22 protein-coding genes and 1 other annotated feature are annotated in these 20,830 nt (G+C 51.5%); of the genes, 13 read left to right on the top strand and 9 right to left on the bottom strand.

The genetic code is table 11. From position 1 onward, the window contains the following. Nucleotides 1–350: 350 nt before the first annotated feature. From I2G61_RS11730 to I2G61_RS11740, 3 genes are read right to left on the bottom strand one after another with little or no spacing between them, the layout of a single operon-like run. On the bottom strand, nt 351–614 hold the full coding sequence (locus tag I2G61_RS11730; RefSeq protein ID WP_072683096.1) for a hypothetical protein: 264 nt from the start codon (nt 612–614) through the stop codon (nt 351–353). Between the two features lie 6 nt (nt 615–620). After that, nucleotides 621–1,334 (bottom strand): response regulator, encoded by a 714-nt coding sequence (locus I2G61_RS11735; protein WP_072683097.1) that lies wholly within the window; start codon nt 1,332–1,334, stop codon nt 621–623. After that, complete coding sequence (locus I2G61_RS11740) at nt 1,331–2,830, bottom strand: DUF4118 domain-containing protein (RefSeq protein WP_229100751.1); 1,500 nt, start codon at nt 2,828–2,830, stop codon at nt 1,331–1,333. The genes I2G61_RS11735 and I2G61_RS11740 overlap by 4 nt, the downstream gene beginning before the upstream one ends. Nucleotides 2,831–3,188: 358 nt before the next feature. On the opposite strand from I2G61_RS11740, the gene I2G61_RS11745 reads away from it, so the two are divergent. Together I2G61_RS11745 and I2G61_RS11750 are read left to right on the top strand one after the other, a co-directional pair. After that, complete coding sequence (locus I2G61_RS11745) at nt 3,189–4,226, top strand: diguanylate cyclase domain-containing protein (protein WP_072683098.1); 1,038 nt, start codon at nt 3,189–3,191, stop codon at nt 4,224–4,226. Between the two features lie 64 nt (nt 4,227–4,290). Next, nucleotides 4,291–5,754: a hypothetical protein gene (locus I2G61_RS11750; protein WP_072683099.1), complete on the top strand. Its 1,464-nt coding sequence runs from the start codon at nt 4,291–4,293 to the stop codon at nt 5,752–5,754. Between the two features lie 332 nt (nt 5,755–6,086). Here I2G61_RS11750 and brnQ read toward each other — a convergent pair whose 3' ends face one another. From brnQ to I2G61_RS11770, 4 genes are all read right to left on the bottom strand, one after another. After that, nucleotides 6,087–7,397 (bottom strand): branched-chain amino acid transport system II carrier protein, encoded by a 1,311-nt coding sequence (gene brnQ, locus I2G61_RS11755; RefSeq protein ID WP_072683100.1) that lies wholly within the window; start codon nt 7,395–7,397, stop codon nt 6,087–6,089. 40 nt (nt 7,398–7,437) lie between these two features. After that, nucleotides 7,438–7,672 (bottom strand) — a binding site (T-box leader). A 283-nt stretch (nt 7,673–7,955) separates the two neighbouring features. Continuing rightward, on the bottom strand, nt 7,956–8,825 hold the full coding sequence (locus I2G61_RS11760) for a carbohydrate kinase family protein (protein WP_072683101.1): 870 nt from the start codon (nt 8,823–8,825) through the stop codon (nt 7,956–7,958). A 190-nt stretch (nt 8,826–9,015) separates the two neighbouring features. Next, nucleotides 9,016–9,444: a hypothetical protein gene (locus tag I2G61_RS11765; protein WP_072683102.1), complete on the bottom strand. Its 429-nt coding sequence runs from the start codon at nt 9,442–9,444 to the stop codon at nt 9,016–9,018. Continuing rightward, nucleotides 9,441–9,644: a helix-turn-helix transcriptional regulator gene (locus I2G61_RS11770; RefSeq protein ID WP_072683103.1), complete on the bottom strand. Its 204-nt coding sequence runs from the start codon at nt 9,642–9,644 to the stop codon at nt 9,441–9,443. The genes I2G61_RS11765 and I2G61_RS11770 overlap by 4 nt, the downstream gene beginning before the upstream one ends. A 398-nt stretch (nt 9,645–10,042) precedes the next feature. Between I2G61_RS11770 and ispF the strand changes: the two genes are divergently transcribed. From ispF to gluQRS, 5 genes are all read left to right on the top strand, one after another. Beyond that, nucleotides 10,043–10,525, top strand: a complete 483-nt coding sequence (gene ispF / locus I2G61_RS11775; protein WP_072683104.1) for a 2-C-methyl-D-erythritol 2,4-cyclodiphosphate synthase — start codon at nt 10,043–10,045, stop codon at nt 10,523–10,525. After that, nucleotides 10,522–10,821 carry a hypothetical protein gene (locus I2G61_RS11780; protein ID WP_072683105.1) on the top strand — a complete coding sequence of 100 codons (300 nt, stop codon included), beginning with the start codon at nt 10,522–10,524 and terminating at the stop codon, nt 10,819–10,821. The genes ispF and I2G61_RS11780 overlap by 4 nt, the downstream gene beginning before the upstream one ends. A gap of 357 nt (nt 10,822–11,178) precedes the next feature. Continuing rightward, complete coding sequence (locus I2G61_RS11785; protein ID WP_072683106.1) at nt 11,179–11,673, top strand: RNA polymerase sigma factor; 495 nt, start codon at nt 11,179–11,181, stop codon at nt 11,671–11,673. Nucleotides 11,674–11,676: 3 nt separating this feature from the next. Beyond that, nucleotides 11,677–12,531: an anti-sigma-V factor rsiV gene (locus I2G61_RS11790; protein ID WP_072683107.1), complete on the top strand. Its 855-nt coding sequence runs from the start codon at nt 11,677–11,679 to the stop codon at nt 12,529–12,531. 246 nt (nt 12,532–12,777) lie between these two features. Further along, nucleotides 12,778–13,716 carry a tRNA glutamyl-Q(34) synthetase GluQRS gene (gene gluQRS / locus I2G61_RS11795; RefSeq protein ID WP_139248533.1) on the top strand — a complete coding sequence of 313 codons (939 nt, stop codon included), beginning with the start codon at nt 12,778–12,780 and terminating at the stop codon, nt 13,714–13,716. A 57-nt stretch (nt 13,717–13,773) separates the two neighbouring features. On the opposite strand, the gene I2G61_RS11800 is transcribed toward gluQRS, so the two are convergent. Then, nucleotides 13,774–14,394, bottom strand: coding sequence for a TetR/AcrR family transcriptional regulator (locus I2G61_RS11800; RefSeq protein WP_072683109.1), 621 nt, complete (start codon nt 14,392–14,394; stop codon nt 13,774–13,776). Between the two features lie 128 nt (nt 14,395–14,522). Here I2G61_RS11800 and I2G61_RS11805 point away from each other — a divergent pair, with 128 nt between their 5' ends. Continuing rightward, on the top strand, nt 14,523–15,422 hold the full coding sequence (locus I2G61_RS11805; RefSeq protein WP_072683110.1) for a hypothetical protein: 900 nt from the start codon (nt 14,523–14,525) through the stop codon (nt 15,420–15,422). 72 nt (nt 15,423–15,494) lie between these two features. On the opposite strand, the gene I2G61_RS11810 is transcribed toward I2G61_RS11805, so the two are convergent. Beyond that, a complete protein-coding gene (locus I2G61_RS11810; RefSeq protein WP_072683111.1) occupies nt 15,495–16,265 on the bottom strand; it encodes a ZIP family metal transporter in 771 nt (256 codons plus the stop codon). 369 nt (nt 16,266–16,634) lie between these two features. Here I2G61_RS11810 and I2G61_RS11815 point away from each other — a divergent pair, with 369 nt between their 5' ends. The 5 genes from I2G61_RS11815 (at nt 16,635) to I2G61_RS11835 (ending at nt 20,828) form a co-directional block, all read left to right on the top strand. Continuing rightward, complete coding sequence (locus I2G61_RS11815) at nt 16,635–17,111, top strand: hypothetical protein (RefSeq protein ID WP_072683112.1); 477 nt, start codon at nt 16,635–16,637, stop codon at nt 17,109–17,111. Between the two features lie 3 nt (nt 17,112–17,114). Beyond that, nucleotides 17,115–17,588, top strand: a complete 474-nt coding sequence (locus I2G61_RS11820; RefSeq protein WP_072683113.1) for a hypothetical protein — start codon at nt 17,115–17,117, stop codon at nt 17,586–17,588. A 104-nt stretch (nt 17,589–17,692) separates the two neighbouring features. Next, nucleotides 17,693–18,556: a DUF4438 domain-containing protein gene (locus I2G61_RS11825; protein ID WP_072683114.1), complete on the top strand. Its 864-nt coding sequence runs from the start codon at nt 17,693–17,695 to the stop codon at nt 18,554–18,556. A gap of 518 nt (nt 18,557–19,074) precedes the next feature. Further along, nucleotides 19,075–19,911, top strand: coding sequence for a transketolase (locus tag I2G61_RS11830; RefSeq protein WP_072683115.1), 837 nt, complete (start codon nt 19,075–19,077; stop codon nt 19,909–19,911). Further along, nucleotides 19,908–20,828, top strand: a complete 921-nt coding sequence (locus I2G61_RS11835; RefSeq protein WP_072683116.1) for a transketolase family protein — start codon at nt 19,908–19,910, stop codon at nt 20,826–20,828. Before I2G61_RS11830 ends, I2G61_RS11835 begins: the two co-directional genes overlap by 4 nt. Nucleotides 20,829–20,830 lie beyond the last annotated feature (2 nt).

Consider the following 20,830-nt stretch of genomic DNA (forward strand, 5'->3'; position numbering starts at 1 on the left):
ACAAAAGGCCCTTATAGGGCCAGAGGATACCACCCGTTTTACGGGTGGTTTTGATGGCGATTTTTACATTATGCTTTAAAAAGCAAAGCCGCTGGGGATAAGCTGGATGAAAAAAGACCGCCGGAAACGATCCATTTCGTTTCCAGCGGCCTTGATGCAGTCCTGATCGACCACTTTCTTTGCGCTCGTTTTAAAGGCGCGTTTTTCTGAATTTGCCGGAAAGTGCGTCCAACCGGACATGACGGACTTTTCACGCACCGCAACAACGCCGGATGATTTCCTGCGGCGTGTTCAATCAGGCATTTCGTTATGACCAGCTCTTGTGTCGAACTGTTGCTTTGAAAGTTGAATTATTTATGATTCCAGCCGTAATATTCGGCGTCTTTTTCCAACGAGATCTCGCTCGTTTCCACCGGCTCATAAAGCCAGAATTCCTCTTTGAAGAACAAGGCCTGCCATTCCTCGATGCTTAACGTGAAGCGGCTGTTGGAATTCTGAATCCGGACCCGCCCGTTCACCAGCGCGTAAAACTGCACCTGATCCGCCTGCCGGGTCAACAGGATTTCACCATTTTTCAGCGCGGCCAGCGCTTCCTGTGTTTGTATTTTCTGCATTGTTTTTTATCCTTTCTGCATGTCCTGATCCACCAGCCGGTAGCCGACGCCGATTTCGGTGACGATGTAGCGGGGCTTCGCGGGATTTTCCTCAATCTTGCGCCGCAGCCCGGCCATTAAGGCCCGCAGTGCCTGCGTATCCTCACCATATCCGCTGCCCCAGATCGAGCTGATCAGATAGCGGGTCGTTAAGACCTTGCCGCTGTTGCGCAGAAACAGGCTCAGCAGATTGTATTCCATCGGCGTCAGGTGCAGCGGCTGGCCTCGCAGTGTGACCTGGCGTTTTTCCAGATCCAGCGACAGCTCGCGGACCGTCAGCACCTTCTGGACCGCCGCTGTGTTTTGGCGGAACGCATGCCGGATCGCTACCCGGATCCGCGCCATCAGCTCGGTAGTGGAAAACGGCTTGGTCAGATAATCGTCGGCCCCCAGATCCAGCGCCTGGGCTTTTTCCTGATCCTGATCACGGGCGGAAACGACCAGAATCGGGATTTCCGACCATTCACGCACCTTGCGGATGACATCCATGCCGTCATAATCCGGCAGTCCCAGATCCAGCAGCATTAAATCATAAACATTCGCCGCCAGCAGCGTCATCGCGCTCTGCGCCGTTGCGGCATTGTCGCTGGCAAAGCCTTCGGCGCTCAAGACATAACTGATAAAATTACGAATCTGCGGATCGTCCTCGACGATCAGGATCCGGGTTGTAAACTTGTTCATTGTGATTCCTCCAAAGGCAGCCGGAATGTAAATTCCGCGCCGCAACAATCCGTGCGGTTGCGGGCGCTGATCGTGCCGTGATGGGCCTTGACGATAGATTCGCAGATTGTCAAGCCCAGGCCGATGCCATGCTGCGCGTCCGCCTGACGGGTGCGCGTCGTGTAAAAAGTCTGGAAAATATGCGCGAGGTCTTTGTCCGCGATACCCTCGCCCCCATCCCGGACTGTGAAAACAGCCTCGTTCTGATCACGCCGCAGCGTCAGCGTAATTTCATCCTGCGGCTGAGTATGCTTCAAGGCATTGTCGAGCAGATTGATCAAAACCTGCTGGATCAATTTGCCGTCCATCGGAATCATCAGCACTTCATTCGGAATGGAAACGTTGATCATCCGCTGCGGCGCCCGCTTGGCAATGTGATCGAGAGCGGAAGCGATGATTTCCTCCGCCGCTTCTTTTTCCAGATGCAAATTCAGATGCCCATCCTGAATGCGGGTCAGACTGAGAATGTTTTCCACCAGGGAGTGCAGCCAGTCGGCGTCCTGATAGATATCCCATGCCAGAGCGCGGCGCGGATCGTCGTTTTCGCTCATGCCGAGAATCATTTCCGAGGTGCCCATGATCGCTGAGAGCGGGGTGCGCAAATCGTGGGAGATCGCCCGCAGCAGATTGCTTCGATACCGTTCCTGGGCCGCTTCTTCTTCCGAGCGGATTTTCTGTCTTGCGGCGCGGAAGCGATCCATCGCCAGCGTGATCATTTCGCTTAACGATTGAAGCAGCTGCCGGTCCGATTCGCTCATCGAATTCATGGTTTCCGCCGGTATCCGCAAAACGGCCAGCTGCACCCCTTTGTTCTGTAACGGCAGACTGACGGTTTTTTCGCTTTGATCAGTTTCGCGGCTTTCCTTCCCGGCCGTCAGACCGCCGCAGGGCAGGGAAAGGGCGCTTTGCCCCGGCAGAGCGCGGTAAAGCGATGCCGGCTGTTCGCTTTCGTTCAGGCACAGACAGCTGATTTCCGTGTTCAAGGCGTTGGAAAGAACCTCAGCAGCCAGCCGTGCGATCTGGGGTAATTCAATTTCTTCGTTCAGCCTTCGGCTGAGCGTATAGTAGGTTTTGATCTCCTGTTCCCGCTGCATCGCGCGCCGGGCGCTGAGCTTGGCTTTGGAAGTCAGAGCGCTGGTGATGAAGGCGGTGACGGTCATGATCACAAACGTGATCCAGTAGCTTGGATCATCGACGGACAGCGACCAGTAGGGAGCTGTGAAAAAGTAATTGAAGATCAGCGTGGCGGCTAACGACGCCAGGACGCCGTAACCGTAGCCGCGGGTGATCCAGGCCGTCAGCAGCACGGCGAGCAGGTATAACAGGACGATATTGGTTTCCGGGAAACCCAGCTGGCGGAATACCAGGCCGACAACCGTCGCGGCGCAAAGCAGTCCCAGCATCTGCAGCCCATGCCGCAGCGTCGCCCAGAAAATCGAAATCCGGGAATTTGACATCTCGCTCATCTCCTGGTACTGATTGTAGCTTAAAAAGCGGAAACTGTCCATTTCTCGCTTTCCCTTGAAAGTTGCGGAAGCGGCATCGGGAAGTTGGCAGGCCGAGCCTGATTTACCCCGGGCAGATCCGGAAGCCGGCGGGCAGCGCCGGATTTACCGTTCTCGTTAAAGACATTTATCCGGAAGTTCGTTATAATAGAAACAGCTGATTCAAAAATCGAACAAAACAAGTTTTTGAAAACGCACAGAAGCGATAAAATTTCAGGATATACCGAACGACAGGCCGGGAATTTCATTGCCCGGTCGACCGGATGAAACATGTTTGTAAGCAAGGCTGAAAAATCAAGGAGTTGATCGCATGGAAAATCTGCCTTCCCCCGAAACTTTTTGCCGGTATCTCTGGCATGAATATCTGGAAAAACAAAATTATACTTTATTGGATCATTGTTTTCTGCCGGAAACGACAATCATCGGTACCGGCGAACATGAGGTCAGCCGCAGTTTTGAGATGTTCGTGCAGAAGATCGCCGCGGAAATCAGCGCGCGGACAACGGCGTTTATCATTGAGGATCAGTGGTATCAAAGTCAGCCGGTCAGCGCCGACTGCACGCTTGTGATCGGCGAGCTGCGGGTTCGGGAACAGACCGAGAATCCGCTGGAATTCATCGGCCGGTTCCGCTTTACAATACTTTTGCGTCAGATGGGCAATCAATGGCGGGTTCTGCATGTACATCAGTCGGTTCCTGATCCGGAACAGGGGACGGATGAATTTTTTCCGCACCGTCTGATGGAACAATCCAACCGTCAGCTGAAACAGCTGGTGGAAGAGAAAACACGTGCGCTGGAGGAATCTTACCGCCGGATGGAATACAATGCCCGGCATGATTCGCTGACGCGGCTGCTGAACCGCCGGTGGGTTGAAGTGCAGATCAGCGCGGCGATGCAGGAAGGCCGCCCGGGCGTCATGATCATGCTGGATATCGACTGGTTTAAGCAGATCAATGATACGATGGGACATCCGCTGGGCGATCAGGTGCTGGAAACGCTGGGCCAGGCGATCCTCGCCGTTTTTCCTGACGCCTTAAGCGGACGGATCGGCGGCGATGAATTCATCCTCTATCTCAGATCGGACCGGGATCAAATCAATCCGCTTTCCACCACGGGGATCATAGAGGAAACCAACCGGCTGATGAGTGTCTGGGAAACGCTTCGAAAACAGAAAGGGCTGACGATTCCTGTCAGCGCCAGTCTGGGCGCCGCCCGGTTCCCGGAGCAGGGACAACAGTTTGATCAGCTCTGGTACCATGCCGATCAGGCTTTGTATCAGGCCAAAGCTGCCGGCCGGGGGTGTATGCGCTTCAGCGGGGAAAAGGATGAACCCTTGAATGGATTGTAAGAAAGAAATCAACTTGAATGTGGAATGTGGGTCAGCCGCGCTGATCTCAGGGAGGAAATCAGAAATGGAATTGTGGAAACAGATCGAACTCTGGAACGAAAACGGACAATACACCCAAATCATTGATGCCATCGAAGCGCTGGAAGAGGCAAAGCTCACGCCTGAACTGATCAGCGAACTGGCGAAAGCGTATAATAATGCCGCGGACGTGAATGACCGGGCAAATTTTGAGAAAGCGATCCAGCTGTTAAAGAGGGTCGAAGAACCGTTGGGAAAGGAGCATACCTGGAATTTCCGGATGGCTTACGCCTATTATTATCTTGATCAGGAAGGCCCGGCGCTGACCTATTTTGAACGGGCACTAAACGCCCGGCCGGGCGATGAGGATACGCTGGCGTTGATCGAAGATTGCCGCAGACGCTTAGCTTTACCGCGCTTTGAGAAGCCGTTTCGGCAGCGGGTGCAGGAGAGCTGGCAGCTGTTTGAGCGTGAAGAACAGGTGCTGCGGGTGCGGAGGCGCAATCGGGTTGAGGGTGAGGAAATCATCAATCAGACAACCCGGCTGCTTCATCCGGCATTTTCAGAGATCGCCTTTGAGTTGGGATGCAATCAGGATCGTTATGATCTGATATTGACGCCTGAGGGCGACCGGGTACGCTTGATAGCGCTGGATTATTATCAGAAGCAGATGCCGGAGAGCTTGAAAAAACGCTGGAATGTGATGATCGGCCGCCAGCCTGCGCTCAAAGCGGCGCTGCGGATCGCGGGCCGGGAGCTTTCGGCGGACGAAGTGCAGGTGTGGATTACAGAGCACACTGAAAAAACGGTGTCGCTGGCGGTCTGCTGCCCGGCACTGGCAGAGCTTATGGCGGAAAATGAAAATCAGGTCTGGTGGATTTTGTCTGTTTTCATTGATCAGACATTGGGCGAGATTGCCGCGATGTCGGTGATTGACGAGGTCAAGCTGTACTCGCAGCCGCAAAGTGATGCGGGGATAACACTGGCGGAACTGCCGGAGGCTTTGCGTGAGATGGGGCTGGATCTCAGCCGCGATCCGGCGCGTGTACTGAAGAGCTACACTGCATATCGGATGGAGCCGGACGAGAAACGCCAGGAACAGGTGCGTGGGGATGTGACGGCCGGTTCGACATGCTGCCCGGTGCTGATCCAGCAGTATTTGCGTGGGATAACGCAGGCGGTTGATGATCTGCATAAGGACGGCATCGCCGCCGGCTTCTTCTATTATCCGATCGACGGGTTTCAGGGGGAAGACCGGGCGAAAGCGATCCTGGATTTCCGCGATGAATTGGAAGCGAAGATCAGCGAAAGGGCCGGGATGGACGCCGCAGCCTGGCTGGGCGGGGCTTCCGGATTGAATTGTGGATATCTGGACTTCATCGCCTGGGATCTCAAAGCGGTACTGGACGCGGCGGTGGCCGTATTTGCCGAAGCGCCGGTGAAGTGGGCCGCCTTTCAGACTTTCCGCGTCAACGTCGGCGGAATCCTGTTGAAAAACGACGAGGAATAAGCGGCAGCGGCCTGCCTGAACTGCCTTTTTGCGAATAGGAAAACGAAAAGCTGACTTCCGGATGATCGGGGAAAATCAGCTTTTTTTAACACAACCTGCCAGGGTGATAACTGGATATGGAAGATCACTGTGCAGTAGTGGCACAAGCATCAAAATTCTAACCGAAGGCAAAGTGATTATCGTGATGTAATGGATGAAGAAAGCTGGGGGAAAACAACAGACAAAATAGGAAACAGAAATCAAGAAAAGTAGTATATCAGGACGTGCTTGCCCATGAAAGATAAGTCTGATTTATAAAACATGGCGCTTCCTGTCTGATTGTTAGAAAAAGGTTAACGCCTTGCTTTCTTTCTTCTGCCCAGAATCAGCGAAAGGCCAAACATCACTATTGCGATGCAGATCCAGCTCAGTGACTGCGAGGCCAGCGGCAGACTTTCCAACAGCTGGGTCAGTCCGGGAATTCGTAAACCCAGGGTATCCAGCTCAGCCAGAACGCTGACGACACCCGTGCTGAACACAGTCAATGGATAGATCAGGCGGTTATCCTTATATAAAGGATCGCCCAATCCCAGCAGGATCAGAACCAGCGCCATTGGATAAATCATATTCAGCACCGGAACGGAGATCGACAGAATCGCCGATAACCCAAAATTGGAAACGCCCAGCGCGAACAGCGTCAGGAATAACAACCATTGAGAATAGTTGATTTTCGGCGTCAGTGAGGAAAAGAATTCGCTGCAGCTGGTTAACAAGCCGACGCAAGTCGTCATACAGGCCAACAGGAAGATCAACGCCATGACCCAGCGGCCGCTTTCGCCAAACAGCGAAGTGACGGCCAGCGTCAGCGTCTGCGCACCGTTAGCGCCGATCGGCATGCCGGAAAGGGAAGTGCCTAACAGCGTTAACATGATGTAAATCACGGCCAGAATCAACCCCGCCAGACAGCCGGCTTTCATACTGGTGGACATGACTTCCTGATCGTCGTCAATCCCCAGCGCGCGGATGTTCAAAGAAACGACAATGCCGAAATTGAGGGCTGCCAGCGCGTCCATCGTCAGGTAGCCTTCTAAAAATCCCTTGATTAACGGCCCGGATGCATAATCGGGCTGCGGCAGGGCCGGCTGTCCTAACGGATGCAGCAGCGCGGCGGCAAAGACGGCCACAATCAACACTAACAGCGTCGGCGTCAGGAGCTTTCCCAGCCGGTCGATCAGCTTGCTTGGATTGCGGGAAAGCAGCCAGGCGATCAGGAAAAATACGCTCGTAAACAACAGAAGGGAAAGCTGCGGGGAGCTGCCTTCCGGAAGCAAGGGCAGGATCGCCATCTCAAAGGGCAGCGTAGCTGTCCGCGGCGTTGCCAGCAGCGGTCCGATCGACAGGTAGATCAAAACCGCGAAGAACAGTCCGAATCCGGCATGAACCTTCTGGGCCAGAACATCCAGACCATTGAAGCGGGACACAACGGCGATCCCCAGCACCGGGAAACCCACCGCGGTGATCAGAAAACCGATTAACGCCGGCAGGCTCTGCGTCCCGGCATTTTGTCCCAGGAAGGGCGGGAAAATCAGATTGCCAGCCCCGAAAAACATTGAAAACAACGTCAGGCTCAGCAGGATCAGATTCTTTTTAGAACATTTTTTCATAAAACTCTCCTTCCAGTTCGATCCACAAAAAAACCGTCCAACAAAGGACGGCTTGACCGCGGTACCACCTTGATTCCGGAAAATTCCGGCTCTTTTCCCATCTGTCAATGGGCTGTGTCTTTAACGGGATCAGCGTCCGGCACTTCTTACTGTCAGTTCAGAAGGCTTCTTCAAGAGGACTTCGGCTGGAATTCTGCCTGCCGGCTTACACCTGGATCCGGCTCTCTGGTGAGGTTCAGAAATTTCCGTCTACTTATTCTTGTCATCGAATCTATACCCTGATTGTATTCAATTTCCGCAGGATGTCAATTCTTTTGTGGAAGATCGACAAAATATTGGTCATGATTTACCGCTAATCAATCAGAATTGAGGTGAACCTCTTGATTTTTCTGGCGGAGATAGTCCTAATCCTCTAACCTTGTCATACTGAAGGAATAGATGCAGGATAATCCCGGTTTTCAATCCCCTTGATCGCACCTTCAATCAAGGATAGCGATTAAAATTGAAGGAAACGGAGTTTTATCAATCTTTCTCATTTGGCTTGGCTTATCTGCCGATTTACTGGGGTTGGGAAGCGGTTCGGGGTTTCAGCTGACATAGCTTTTCTGACAATGCGGCAGGCTCCTGCAGCACGATTGCCGCCGCGGCCAAAGCGGGATGCAGACAATGCTCGATCGGTTTCTTTTGCGTCAGACCTAAGAGCAGTCCGCTTAAAAACGCGTCGCCGCAGCCCAGCGGATAAGCGCCGTCCTTCTCCGCTGGATACGGGCGAATCCCATCCAGCGTTACTAACAGCGCGCCATCCTTATCCAAAGTAATAATGATCCAGCTGACGCCTTTTTTCAACAGCGCTTTCGCAGCCTGCGCCATCGGGACTGAGCCGGCGTAAGCTGTCATTTCATCACGGTTGAGCACGATTCCTTCCCATTTGTCCAATGTGGCCTCCGGCGGAATCTGACCGCTGAAAATCCAGCGTGTCTGCGGCGTTTTGGCTAAGAGCGTCGTTAAGAATGTGAGATCGGTCTGATCGGTGATTCCCCAGTCACATTCTCCCAAGACGCAGTAAGGAAGATCTTCCCCTTCGCCATGGAAGAGAAATTCCGGCTGGATGGACGAAAAGTACAGCCCTTTTTCCGGATCGGAAGCCGAGATGAAAACCGGCGTGCTTTGATTGACAACCGGGCCGTAAACGAAACATGTTTTTTTCTGCAGCTCGTTGACGATTGCCAGTCCGGCGTCATCGCGCCCGAACTTGCTGACAAAATGCGTTTCCAGACCTAAACAACCGCAGTTATAAGCGACATTGTGCATTGATCCGCCGAAGCTTCGCACGATCTGCGCTTTGTTGCAATGCTCCATTTCAAAAGTCTGACGGCCGACAACGACAAGATCAATCATTGACGTTCCGATCACGGCGATTCCATTCATGATTCCCACATCCTTTTCCATCATGATAACAGAAAGTCGGCGGAAAGAAAACTGTCAATCCATGCGGAAAGAACGCGAAATTCCGCGGAAATGTTTCGGATTTAAAAGAAAAAAGGAAGTGGCCGGCTTCCCTTGTGAATTTTGAAAAAATCCTGTATTTTTCGTGAGCCTGACTGACTGTTTAGCAACTTCACATTTCTTTGTCAAACTTCACGCGATAGTAAACCGAAATGCCGACGACGCACAGGTAGGCGGCGACCAAGGACAGGATGACAAAGAGATCCGCGTTCATCAGCGCAAACGATACCATTAAAGCACCGAAAATATAGATCATCGCGTCGTAAGCTTTGCCTTTCGCCCGATTGGCGATCTGAACGTTGCGTTCATCCCGCTGATCAATTTCGATTTGCTTCTGAATCTCAGGCGCGTTTTTTAAAGCTTGACGGCTGATCCAGGCGCCTGCGCCATGACCGAAAACGCCGCAGCCAACGCCGATCAAAAGATAAGGCAGAGCGGGCAGATTATCAACGGGAAAAATGGATGTGCGAAGCAGAAGAAAACCAGCGGCAATCAAAAGCAATCCGGCTGCGGCAAGCAGAAGTGCGTTTCTTTTTTTCATTTTGATTCCTCCTCATCAATGAAAACATCTTCAATACTGACGTCAAAATAGCGGGCAATTTTAAAAGCTAACAAAATTGATGGATTATACCTGCCGTTTTCCAGCGAGCCGATCGTCTGCCGGGAAACTTCCAGGGCGGCTGCCAATTCTTCCTGCTTGATGCCGCGCGCTTTACGCAGCGCTTCCAGTCTGTTCTTCATAAACCTCCTCCATTCATGGAAAGCTTGCTTTCCATTATAGTATAGCATGCTTCGTTGCTATGTCAAGCAGACTTTCCATTTTTCCGGGATAGAGAAGGGGTGGAACAAACGAGATTGAAATGGAGCTGGCGGTCTCTGGTGAAGAACATTCTTTCGATCATTTGCTTTTCTGATCTTTAACACTCAGCTTTTAACCGCTGCGCAGGACGTAATAAGGAAAAGTTCTTATAAAATATTTCAGAGAAAGGATGCGATTTTACGCCGTATTCTTTATAATAAAAGAAAGAAGAATTCGTTTCCCATTCCCCAGGGATGAAAATCAAAGATGGATTTCTGAAATACCCGCGGTTTGATCTGGGGATCGGCGTTCAAGAACACAAAAGAAAGAAGGATAAAACATGTTTAGAATTGGGCAGTCCAGCGATATTCATCAGTTGGCGGAAGGCCGCCGTTTAGTTTTAGGCGGCGTTGAAATTGAACACACGAAAGGATTAGTCGGACATTCCGACGCTGACGCCTTGCTTCACGCGATCGCGGAAGCGGTGATCGGCGCTTTAGGCGAAGGGGATCTGGGAAAGCATTTTCCGGATACCGATCCGCAATACAAAGGCATCAGTTCTTTGATTCTGCTCGAACAGGTGACAGAATTAATGGAAAGCAAAGGCTATCGCATCGGCAACGTCGACGCGCTGATCATGATTGAACGCCCGAAGATGGCTCCGCATATCCCGTTGATGCGTCAAAACATCGCACAGGCGCTGCATTGCGCGCAGGATCAGGTCAACGTCAAGGCGACGCGCGGGGAGAAGCTCGGTTTTGTCGGCCGGGAAGAAGGCGTGCTGGCCCAGGCCATCGTTTTGTTGGAGAAAACGGAAGCATGAGTAAATTCTGTCGTTTCTGGCTGCAGCTGAGTCTGATTTACAATGCCATCATCGCGGTTGAGAGTTTGTTTGGTCAGGCCTGGATGATGCTGGGGATCGCGGCGATCAGTCTGTGGTGTCTGACGCTTTTGATGCAGGGACGTTTGTTGGGGTTGCGTTTATATTGGACGATGTGCGCGACGATTTTCCTGATCAATGTTCTGAATCATGTCGATCTGTCATTTAACTTGTTGAATCTGATCGATCCGGCCATGATGACCTTTCTGGTCATGCGCAGCCGGCAGGCTTTCCGATAAACAAATATTCATTACGTTTGTGTCAGGAGCAGAAAAGACCGGGACAGGATGAACATGTCCCGCTCCAGGCATGAAACAGAATCCCCTCTTTTCCGGATCCGGCCATGTTCGCCATGGGAAAAGAGGGTTTTCCATTTTAGCGAGTGTGAAAAGATCGCGGATAGAAGAGCGTTTCCGGTTTTTCTGTTTTCCGCAGCCATCCATAAAATTGGAAATCGTATAAAAAAGAAAACGAAATTCCAACTTTTACCACAGGTTTAACACCTAATTAAGTAGAAACCCGGAAAAAGATCTTTTTCTAAAATCGGAGGTGATATCGCGGCGGCAATCTGGTTTTAGATCGGAAGGAGCAGGCTCATGAACAGAGAAGAAAAAAAGGAGCTGTTGGAAAAAACGGTTCTGGAACATCAGGCGATGTTGTACAGAATCGCCTTTTCCATTGTCAAAGAGGAACAGTCCGCGCTGGACGTCGTACAGGAAACGATCGTCAAGGCGTATTCGCAAATCGGCCAGCTTCGACAGCCGGAATATATCCGGACATGGTTAGTGCGGATCTGCATCAACGAAGCCAACGGAACATGCCGCAAACAGATCACACAACGTCAGCGTCAGGCATCGCTGCAGGAGTATCAGGGGTATACTCAGGATACATCGCCGATCGAATACAGCGATTTGTTTCAGGCCGTGATGGCCTTGGAACCAAAGCTGCGAACGGTGATCATCCTGCGCTTTTTTGAAGAACTGAAATTTGACGAGATCGCGGCCATGACGCAGACCAATGTCAATACGATCAAATCTCAGGTCTATAAAGGACTGGAATTATTAAAAACACAGTTGAAACAGGAGGTGTAGACAATGCAGGAACCTTGGATAGAGGCCAAAGAGGAATATCAGAATCAACCGCTTCCGCCCCAGCTGAACGCACGGGTAAAACAGGCGATTGCTCAGGGACAGAAACAAACGCAAAAACCCCGGTGGGTAATGAAAGGGCTGATCAGCTTTGCGGCCGCGGCGGCTTGTTTTACTCTGATGATGCATGTGTCGCCGGTGTTTGCGCAAAATGTAGCGAAACTGCCGGTGATCGGCGAATTTCTGCGGCTTGTGACGGGCGTGCAGATTGATAAGGAAGATGCGAATGAAGTCATCCACATCACGCTGCCGAAGGTGGAAAACAGCGGCAATGCGGAATTTGAAAAGCGGATTAATCAGCGGATTGAGGAAGAACTGAACCAGCTGTCCGCCGAAGCCCGCGGCCAGGCGGAAGCGCTGAAAAAACAGGCTGCCAGTCAGAAGGAGCCGTATTATCCAGTTGATTTTTATGCCGATTATCATATTCACTACAATCAGGGAACGTTGCTGAGCTTCTCGATCGACACGACAACGACGATGGCCAGCGGGTATGATCAGCGCTATTTCTTCAATCTGGACTTGGAAACCGGACAGGAGCTGACGTTAGCTGAGGCGATAGGCCCGGAGAATCTTGCGGCGGCAGATCAACAAATCCGCGCCCAGATCGAACGCCAGCTGGCTGAAAACCCATCTTCGTTCTTCGATTTTGATGAGGAAGGTGGATATGCCGGACTCAGCGCGAATCAGAAATTCTTTATTAATGAAAATCGTCAGGTTGTCGTTGTCTATGACGAGTATGAAATCGCCCCGGGGTCCAGCGGAACGCCGGAATTTATTCTGAGTCTGCCTTTGTTGAAATAGACAGCCCGGCTCAGAACGGAGGATACGCTCTGCGGCAAATGCAAATCAATCGAAGCTTGGGCTGGGCTTTGTCAGGACCTGAGTTTTGAAGGAAAGAGTAGAAATGAAATAGGAACACGGAAAACAGATCGGAATCGACGGTCTGTTTTACTTTTAACTGAAAAAGTTTTATCATAAAAATATTCAGATCCGGCCGGATGACGCTGATACGGAAAGCTCGTGAAGCGCAGACCGCCGGAGAAGGAAATGGGGAAGGTTATGGGAGAAAAAGGACAAGTCCGGGGACGGTTTGCGCCCAGTCCCAGCGGACGGATGCATCTTGGCAATGTGACGGCGGCGTTGTTAAGCTGGCTGTCCGTGCGATCTCAGCAGGGAAGCTGGGTGCTGCGGATTGAGGATCTGGATCCGCAGCGCAGCCGGCGCGCTTTTGCTGAACAGATCCTGGATGATTTGCGCTGGCTGGGATTGGATTGGGATGAAACACCGCTTTGGCAGAGTGAGCGTACGGCAATCTATGAAGAAAAGCTCGGTGAGCTGCAGAAGAAGAACCTGATTTATCCCTGTTATTGCAGCCGGACGGATCTGCACAGCGCCAGTGCTCCGCACGGAACGGATGGGGAATTGCTTTACAGCGGACGGTGCCGGAATTTGAGCGAACAGGAAAAACGGACGCTTGAGAAAACCCGCCGGCCGGCAATGCGGGTCCGGGTGGACAATCGGGTCATCGCGTTGAAGGACGGACTTCAGGGACAGGGGGTGTCACGATTGGATCAGACCTGCGGCGATTTTATTGTGCGGCGTTCCGACGGCGTGTTTGCCTATCAGCTGGCGGTGGTGATTGACGATGGTCTGACAGGAATCACCGAGGTGGTCCGGGGGATGGATCTGTTATCGTCCACCCCTCGCCAGATCTATCTTTATCAATGTCTTGGCCTGCCTGTCCCCGAGTTTTACCACATTCCTTTGTTGATGAACGAACACGGGCAGCGGTTATCCAAACGGGATCAGGCGCTGGATCTGGGCGAGCTGCGCCAACGTTGGAGTGCGCCGGAGCTGATCGGGAAGCTGGCCTGGCTGACGGGACTGCGCGATCATTATGAACCGATCACGGCCCGGGAACTGATCGGCGAATTTGCCTGGTCGAAGGTCCGACGGGAGCCGATTGTCGTGCCCGCGGATTTCTAATTTGTTGAAAAAAGCAGCCTGAATGAGAATCGGCTGCTTCATTTTGTTATCACAGAATTATATCCTGGCCTTTGAAATGAAAAAAGTCTTTCGGCAACTAAGGTATTCAGTCAATTTTTCTTTCTGAACATGGCTTTGTAGCAAATACCAGTGAATATCCAAAAAATCAGCGTATGAAATCTGATCCTGCGCTTCCCGGTAAAAAGAATTTTTAATCCATACGATATGACTGTCCATGATCATCCGCGTAAACGCATGCCTTTCCTGTTCGCTTGTCCAGGGGATCAGCCAGCCTTGATCGCTGAGCTGCTGCAGAGACTGCTCAAGATGATTTTCAATCCTGCTTACCGTATCGACGTTATGACGGTAAAACTCCGGCGTTGCCCGGCCCAGTTCATCTTCGGTATAGAAGAAGCGATTGACGATCAAGCTTTCGATCATCGCCCGGATTAATTCGAACAACTCTTCAAAAGTTGCAGCGGGCGGTTGATTTAGAAAATCCGGCCATTTCAGCAGAGCGATCATCAGGTCTTCTTTTTTATGAAAATGATAAGTTAAATTGCCCAGACTGATTCTCAGAGCTGACGCGATATCGCGCATCGTCGTTTCCTGATACCCCTTTTCATTAAAAAAGGTCTGGGCTGTTTTTAGAATTTCTTCTTTCAGATTTTTTTTCATCAGCGATCACCTTGTTTAATTCTAGCATGTGCTCTGCAATCTGACAAACAAACCTGGGTCTTGACAAAGAAGTAACAAACGATTAAACTCTAAATTAGTACAATGTACTAAAATTAGGAGGGAAAGAAATGAAGAATAAACACAGTCTTGCTTTACTGACGGCGGGTTTGATGATGGCGGCTTGTTCCACATCCCCTGCGCCAACGGCAACCCCGGAAACAATGCCGGAACCGACAGCCAGCGCTGAACCGACGACGGTAGATTACCGGGATATCGACGTCCAACAGTTAGCGAAAGAGGGCATGAAGCTGACCTGTGCTTCTGTCTATGGCGTTTACAATCAGGAAGGCGATTCTGTCGACAGTTCGATTGCAGCGACAGTTTATGTCAATGATGAAACCAAGGAAGTCGTCTTTATTGATTTTGTAGAAGCTCTGCTTCCGGTTTCGGCCGGCGGGGCAGAAGGCTGGGCTATTCTCGACGATGAAAAAGCGGAAGCCTTAGGCGGCGCCGTCATTACGGCAGGCGAAAAGCGTTATCCTGCAGCCTTTGAACTGAACGGACTGACCTGGACAGCGTCGTCGGCGGACGATCAGGTTGTTTATACAGCGCCGGTCCATGGCAAAGACGTTGAATTCATAGCCTATGTTGCAACGCAGGAAGGCGGCGCCTGGTATCATGAAGGAATAACGGAACCTGCGCAGCTGCTGGACAGCGAAGGAAAACCGGCGGCCGAAATTCAGATTGGAACAAAAGCGTCGATTCATCATGGCGTCGATTTCTGGCCAAGTCCGATCACCTTCCCGGGAAATATCGAGCTGATCAAAAACTATGTTTACGATCACGGCGTCAATTATGGAACATACCCGGAATCGACAGACATTGCGAAAAATGATGCCGGCGAATGGACCGTTGCGGATGTCACGACCGGCGCCACGTTAGCCGGTGCGCCAAATTATTTCAATCTGATCAAGCAGGCTTATGATCAGATTGAATCAGGTCAGGGAACACCGTTTACCGCAGAGTAACGGCGCAGACAGAAAAAGCTGAGATTGAACAAGGATCCCATCGCGATCCTGATCGTCAATTTCAGCTTTTCTTTACATGATCGAAATCAGCACGAAGCCTAACAGAAACCCGGCCAGCTGGAATACCAGCGGACGCCGGCCTTTTTCCATCAGCGTGACCTGCGGCAAAATTTCATAATAAGTGACATACAACATACATCCGGCTGCCAGCGCCAGCGTGAATCCGATAAACACCGGACTGATCGAACCCAGCAGCACGCCGGCAACCCCGCCGATCAAGGTCGGCAGTCCGCTTAACGCGACCAGAAGCAGCGCCCTGCCTTTGCCCACTCCGCCGCTGCGCAGCGGTACGATCATGCCCATGCCCTCCGGCAGATTATGCAGCGCCAGAAGCAGCGCCATCATCATTCCCGTCTTTACTTCGTACAAGGCGCTGGAGCCGACCGCCATGCCTTCCGGGAAATTATGCAGCGCCACTGAGCCGATCATCATCAGACCCAGCTGCATTAACTTTTTAGTATTGACTTCTTCCATCGCATGATGGTGATGATGCAGATCATCCAGTTCATCCGGCTGTTCATCATGATGATGAAACAGACCGTCAAATTTCAACAGAAGCAGCACGCCCAGACCGCAGCCGGCGACGGCAATCGCCAATCCCGCCTGTTCCAGCGCTTCCGGCATGAGGTCAAAACAGATCATGCTGATCATCATGCCGGCGGAAAACGCCAACAGACAGCTCAGAGATTGCGATGACTTCGGGTCGATCCGCAAACCGAGAACTCCTCCCAGAAGCGTGCCCAGTACCCCCGCAACAAATGTCAATAAAACCGCCATAACCATGTTGATCGCCTTCCTTTCAGCGTCTTTAATTATATCAAACGTGTCAAGAACAATCTGTTTCCCGTAATTTTATTCTGCCCGTTTCTCTCCGTGATAGACCCTTCGCGGGGAATTCGAGGATGAAGCAAAGAAAATTCATCCTGTAAAACAGATGAAAAATTGCGGGAAAATAAAAAAAATCACTGTTTTCTCCAATTTTCAGCTATAATGAAATTAAAGAATACTGTTTAAAAATAAATAAAAAATAGTGAATCAACCATCCGAATGAGAAACTGTCGGAAATGAGAAGTACAAATTGACAAATTAGAACAAAGAAGAAGATGAAATGATGTTTTAGAAGACTTCTCTTCTGAATTGAGGATGAACATTATGAAAAACAAAGGTTTCATCACGATGATGATCTGGATTCTGCTGGGATTTGGCTTAGTTGGGTGTTCCCATCAGGAAGAGGACAAAGAAATTGAAACGATCGTCCGGCGTTTTTTGCGGGAAGTAATTATCCTGAATTTTCATCGTCAGGATGAAGATCTTGACCGACAGGCTGAGGCTGTTTTGGGTCCGATGATGAGCGAATCCGGGATGAAACAGTTAGTTCAGGATCAGGCGTATACGCTGCAAGGCTTGACCGGATTAAGCTGGAAAGAGTACATTACCTATAAGAAAAAGCGATTGGGAATCGTTTGGCAGGGTGAAAGCGTAAGTTATGCGATCAAGATCACGCATCCGGGCTATATGTGGGTACGTGAACTGATTCTCTCATTTGTTCCCAACCCTGAAGCAGATTCGCCGCGATGGCTGATTGATACGGCTTATGTAAGGATTTCTTATCCTGATCAGGAGGAGTAGATTATGAAAAAAGGATTCTTCTGTCTTATCATCACCCTGTGTCTGTTTGGCTGCCAGACAAAACCTACAACCGAGGAAATTCTGCGGACTCAAACGGAACAGTTTCTGGAATTGACAGACACGATCCCAGCCATGCCGCAGGATCTTTTCGATGATGCCAAAACGCTGGACGAGAGAACGGCGCTGGCAGAAGATTGGGGCGCTCAGATCCAGGATTATCTTTCGCCAGTGATGACAGATGAGGCGATCGAGGCATTTGTCGCCAACCGAATGCCGGAAAACTTTAACCGGTTTCTTGGCTTTGAGGAGGCAATGCAAACTCAAGACTGCCGTCAGATCAGTGATGTGGCAAAACTCAGCGGCGGGGATTATGATGTCACGGTTACCTATACCACCGAAAAGAAGACGGTGAAGCTGCTGCTGAACTTTAAAGAAACGGAAGACGGCTGGCGAATCACATCCCTGCGCCGACGGTGATCCAAAGGCGTAAGACACAAATATTAACAGCGGGGACAATCCTCGCTTTTATGCAATGAAAATTAAATGGTATAATAGGCTCAATGAGAAAGCGAGGAATTTCAATGATCAAATTCAACAAAGAACATTTAGTCATGCAATCCGTTCAGGGCAAGGTTCATCCGCCGGTAATGAAACGCCAGTATCGCGTCGGCAGCGACGGACGGCCATGGATTCTGCCGGCGACCGGCGGGATCACGTATAATTTCCAGATTGGCGACGGCTGTATGGGGCTGGCCGGCGATCATGTCGAACCGGGCGTCAGTACGAAGAATCCCGATCCGGCTATGGATATGGCGTACAACACCTTGACCTGCATCGGCAATCAGGCTAAGGTCATCACCGGCGAAGCAAAAGGTGCAATAGGCTACGTTACGGGAAAGCACGGCGGTATTGATCACGTCATGATTGCCTTTGAACAGGAAGTGTTGGAAAAACTGACGGTCGACGATCAATTTTTAGTCAAAGCCTGCGGTCAGGGGATGACGCTGACGGATTATCCGGAAATCACCGTCATGAATCTGGACCCGGAGCTGTTGAATAAGATGGGGATAGAGGAACAGGACGGCTGTCTGGTCGTGCCGGTCACGAAGGTGATTCCGGCGGCGTTAATGGGTTCGGGCCTGGGCAGCGATACGATGCTGAGCGGCGATTATGATATCATGACGCGCGACGCGAAATCGTTTGCGGAGCTAAGGCTGCAGGAACTGCGGTTCGGCGATATCGTAATGATTCAGGATCATTGCAACGATCATGGCCCGGATTATTGCCAGGGTGCCGTGACGATCGGCGTCATCATCCATGGCGACAGCTACATTTCAGGGCATGGCCCGGGCGTTACCGTTTTGATGAGCTGCCGTACACCGAAGATCAAAGCCAGACTGGATTCGAATGCCAATCTGGCAAACTATCTGAATTTCAAGAAATAAACGTCAGAATTCAGCGGGACAAAGCGGCAGCGACAAGTCGGAATGACAGAAGAACCGGCGTTTTATCCATAAAGTAGATCTCATTTCTGATCCGGAGGTGGGATCTTTTTTTGCGTTTGCTCAGCGAAAAAAGGCCTGAGTCAAAAAAGGAGGACGAAGTTTAGCCGGCGCTTTGTTTTGGCAAAGGCAAACTCCATGCCCATGCAAAGATCGGCAAGGGGTGTGATGAGTTCGCTGACTTGACGTTGTTCTGAGGTGTTTTTCTGCGTTGGTTTGCGTATTTCGAAAATGTCCGATTGAACCAGACTTTCTTTGATTCCCCAGCCATTTTTCCTCACGCAAGATTCAGGCAGCTGACCCGATCCGCAGGCATGTCTGACACAGGGGCGAAGTGGCATAAAGGCGGATCTGTATCGTTTTGTAAGGAATAACGTCAAATTTACCGGAACTTTCTGGACCTGATCGTTCAGTATTCATGGCATTTCTGCTTTTATGATTAAGGCAAGGAGGCGAGTGTCATGAATGTTCGACAATTACAAATCGCCGCGGATCAGATGCGGTTGGATATCCTTGATGAAATCACCACGGCGCAAAGCGGGCACATCGGCGGAGCGTTGTCGATCTGCGAACTGCTTGCGGTACTTTATGGAGAACACATGAAGATCCGGCCCGAGGAACCGGCATGGCCGGACCGCGACCGGCTGGTATTATCGAAAGGCCACGCATCCTCCGCACTGTATGCGGCGCAGGCGGCGCATGGGTATTTTGACCGGGCGGAGCTGAAAAAATTCCGGTCGATTGACGGAATCCTGCAGGGACATCCCAGCATGACGAAAACGCCGGGGGTGGATATGTCATCCGGTTCGTTAGGCCAGGGATTGTCATGCGCCAATGGCATGGCGTTAGCCGGCCGGGTCGACCATAAAACCTACCGCGTGTATTGCATCTGCGGGGATGGGGAAATGCAGGAAGGACAGATCTGGGAAGCGCTGATGACGGCCGCTCATTATAAGCTCGATCAGTTAACGCTGTTCGTCGACCGCAACGGCTTACAGATCGACGGTCCAACTGCGCAGGTAATGAATATCGAACCCCTGGAAAAGAAGCTGGCTGCTTTCGGGTGGTTTGTGCAGACGATCGACGGCCACGACGTCGCCGCCATCGACCAGGCGATCAAGCGTGCCAAAGCCGCATCCGGGAAACCCTCCGCCATCATTCTCAATACGGTGAAAGGCAAGGGTGTTTCCTTTATGGAAAATATCGTCGGCTGGCATGGAACACCGCCGGATTTAAAACAAAGTGAACAAGCCCGCAAAGAATTGGAAGCGCGGCTTCACAAGGAGGAACAAGCATGACGAAAGCCACGCGGACAGCGTATGGCGAAGCGCTGGCGGAACTGGGGGAAACTTATGATTTTCTCGTTTTGGACGGCGATTTGTCCAAGGCAACACAGACCTGTCTGTTTGCCCGGAAATATCCGGAACGCTTCTTTGATATGGGCATCGCCGAACAAGATCTGATGGGCACAGCGGCCGGCATGGCCAGCTGCGGCAAAACCGTCTTCGCTTCCACGTTCGCGATGTTTGCGGCGGGCCGGGCTTACGAACAAATCCGCAACGCGATCGCTTATTCTCATCTGAATGTAAAAATCGGTGCGACCCATGGCGGCGTGCTGATCGGCGAGGACGGCGCCTCCCACCAGTGCATTGAGGATCTGGCGCTGATGCGGGCGATCCCGGGAATGACCGTGATCGTTCCCTGCGATGAATTTACGGTGAAATCGGCAGTGGAGGCGGCGATTCTCCACGAGGGTCCTGTCTACCTGCGGTTTGGGCGGACTTCTTCCCCCGCGGTGCATCGCCCGGACGTCAAGTTTGAAATCGGAAAAGGTCTTGTCGTCAAGGATGGAACCGACGCTGCGATTCTGGCCATCGGTGATCTGGTGTATGAAGCTTTGCAGGCAGCGCAGATTCTGGAAAGAGAAGGCATTGCGGCTGCGGTTGTCGATATGAGCACAGTCAAGCCGGTTGATCGCGGACTCATCTGTCATTACGCCGCCAGGACCGGGAAGATCCTGACCGCTGAAGATCATAATGTTATCGGCGGATTGGGCAGTGCGGTCAGCGAAGTCGTCGCCGAATTGGGACAGGGGCAGGTCCGCCGGATCGGAGTCCAGGATCGCTTCGGAACTTCAGGCAAGCGCGATGATTTGAAGAAACGCTATGGTCTGGATGCGGAAACGATCGCTCAGGCGATCCGGGATTGGAGGTAAAC

The sequence above is a fragment of the Holdemania sp. 1001095H_141210_F2 genome, assembly GCF_015558105.1.
GTDB lineage: Bacteria > Bacillota_I > Bacilli_A > Erysipelotrichales > Erysipelotrichaceae > Holdemania.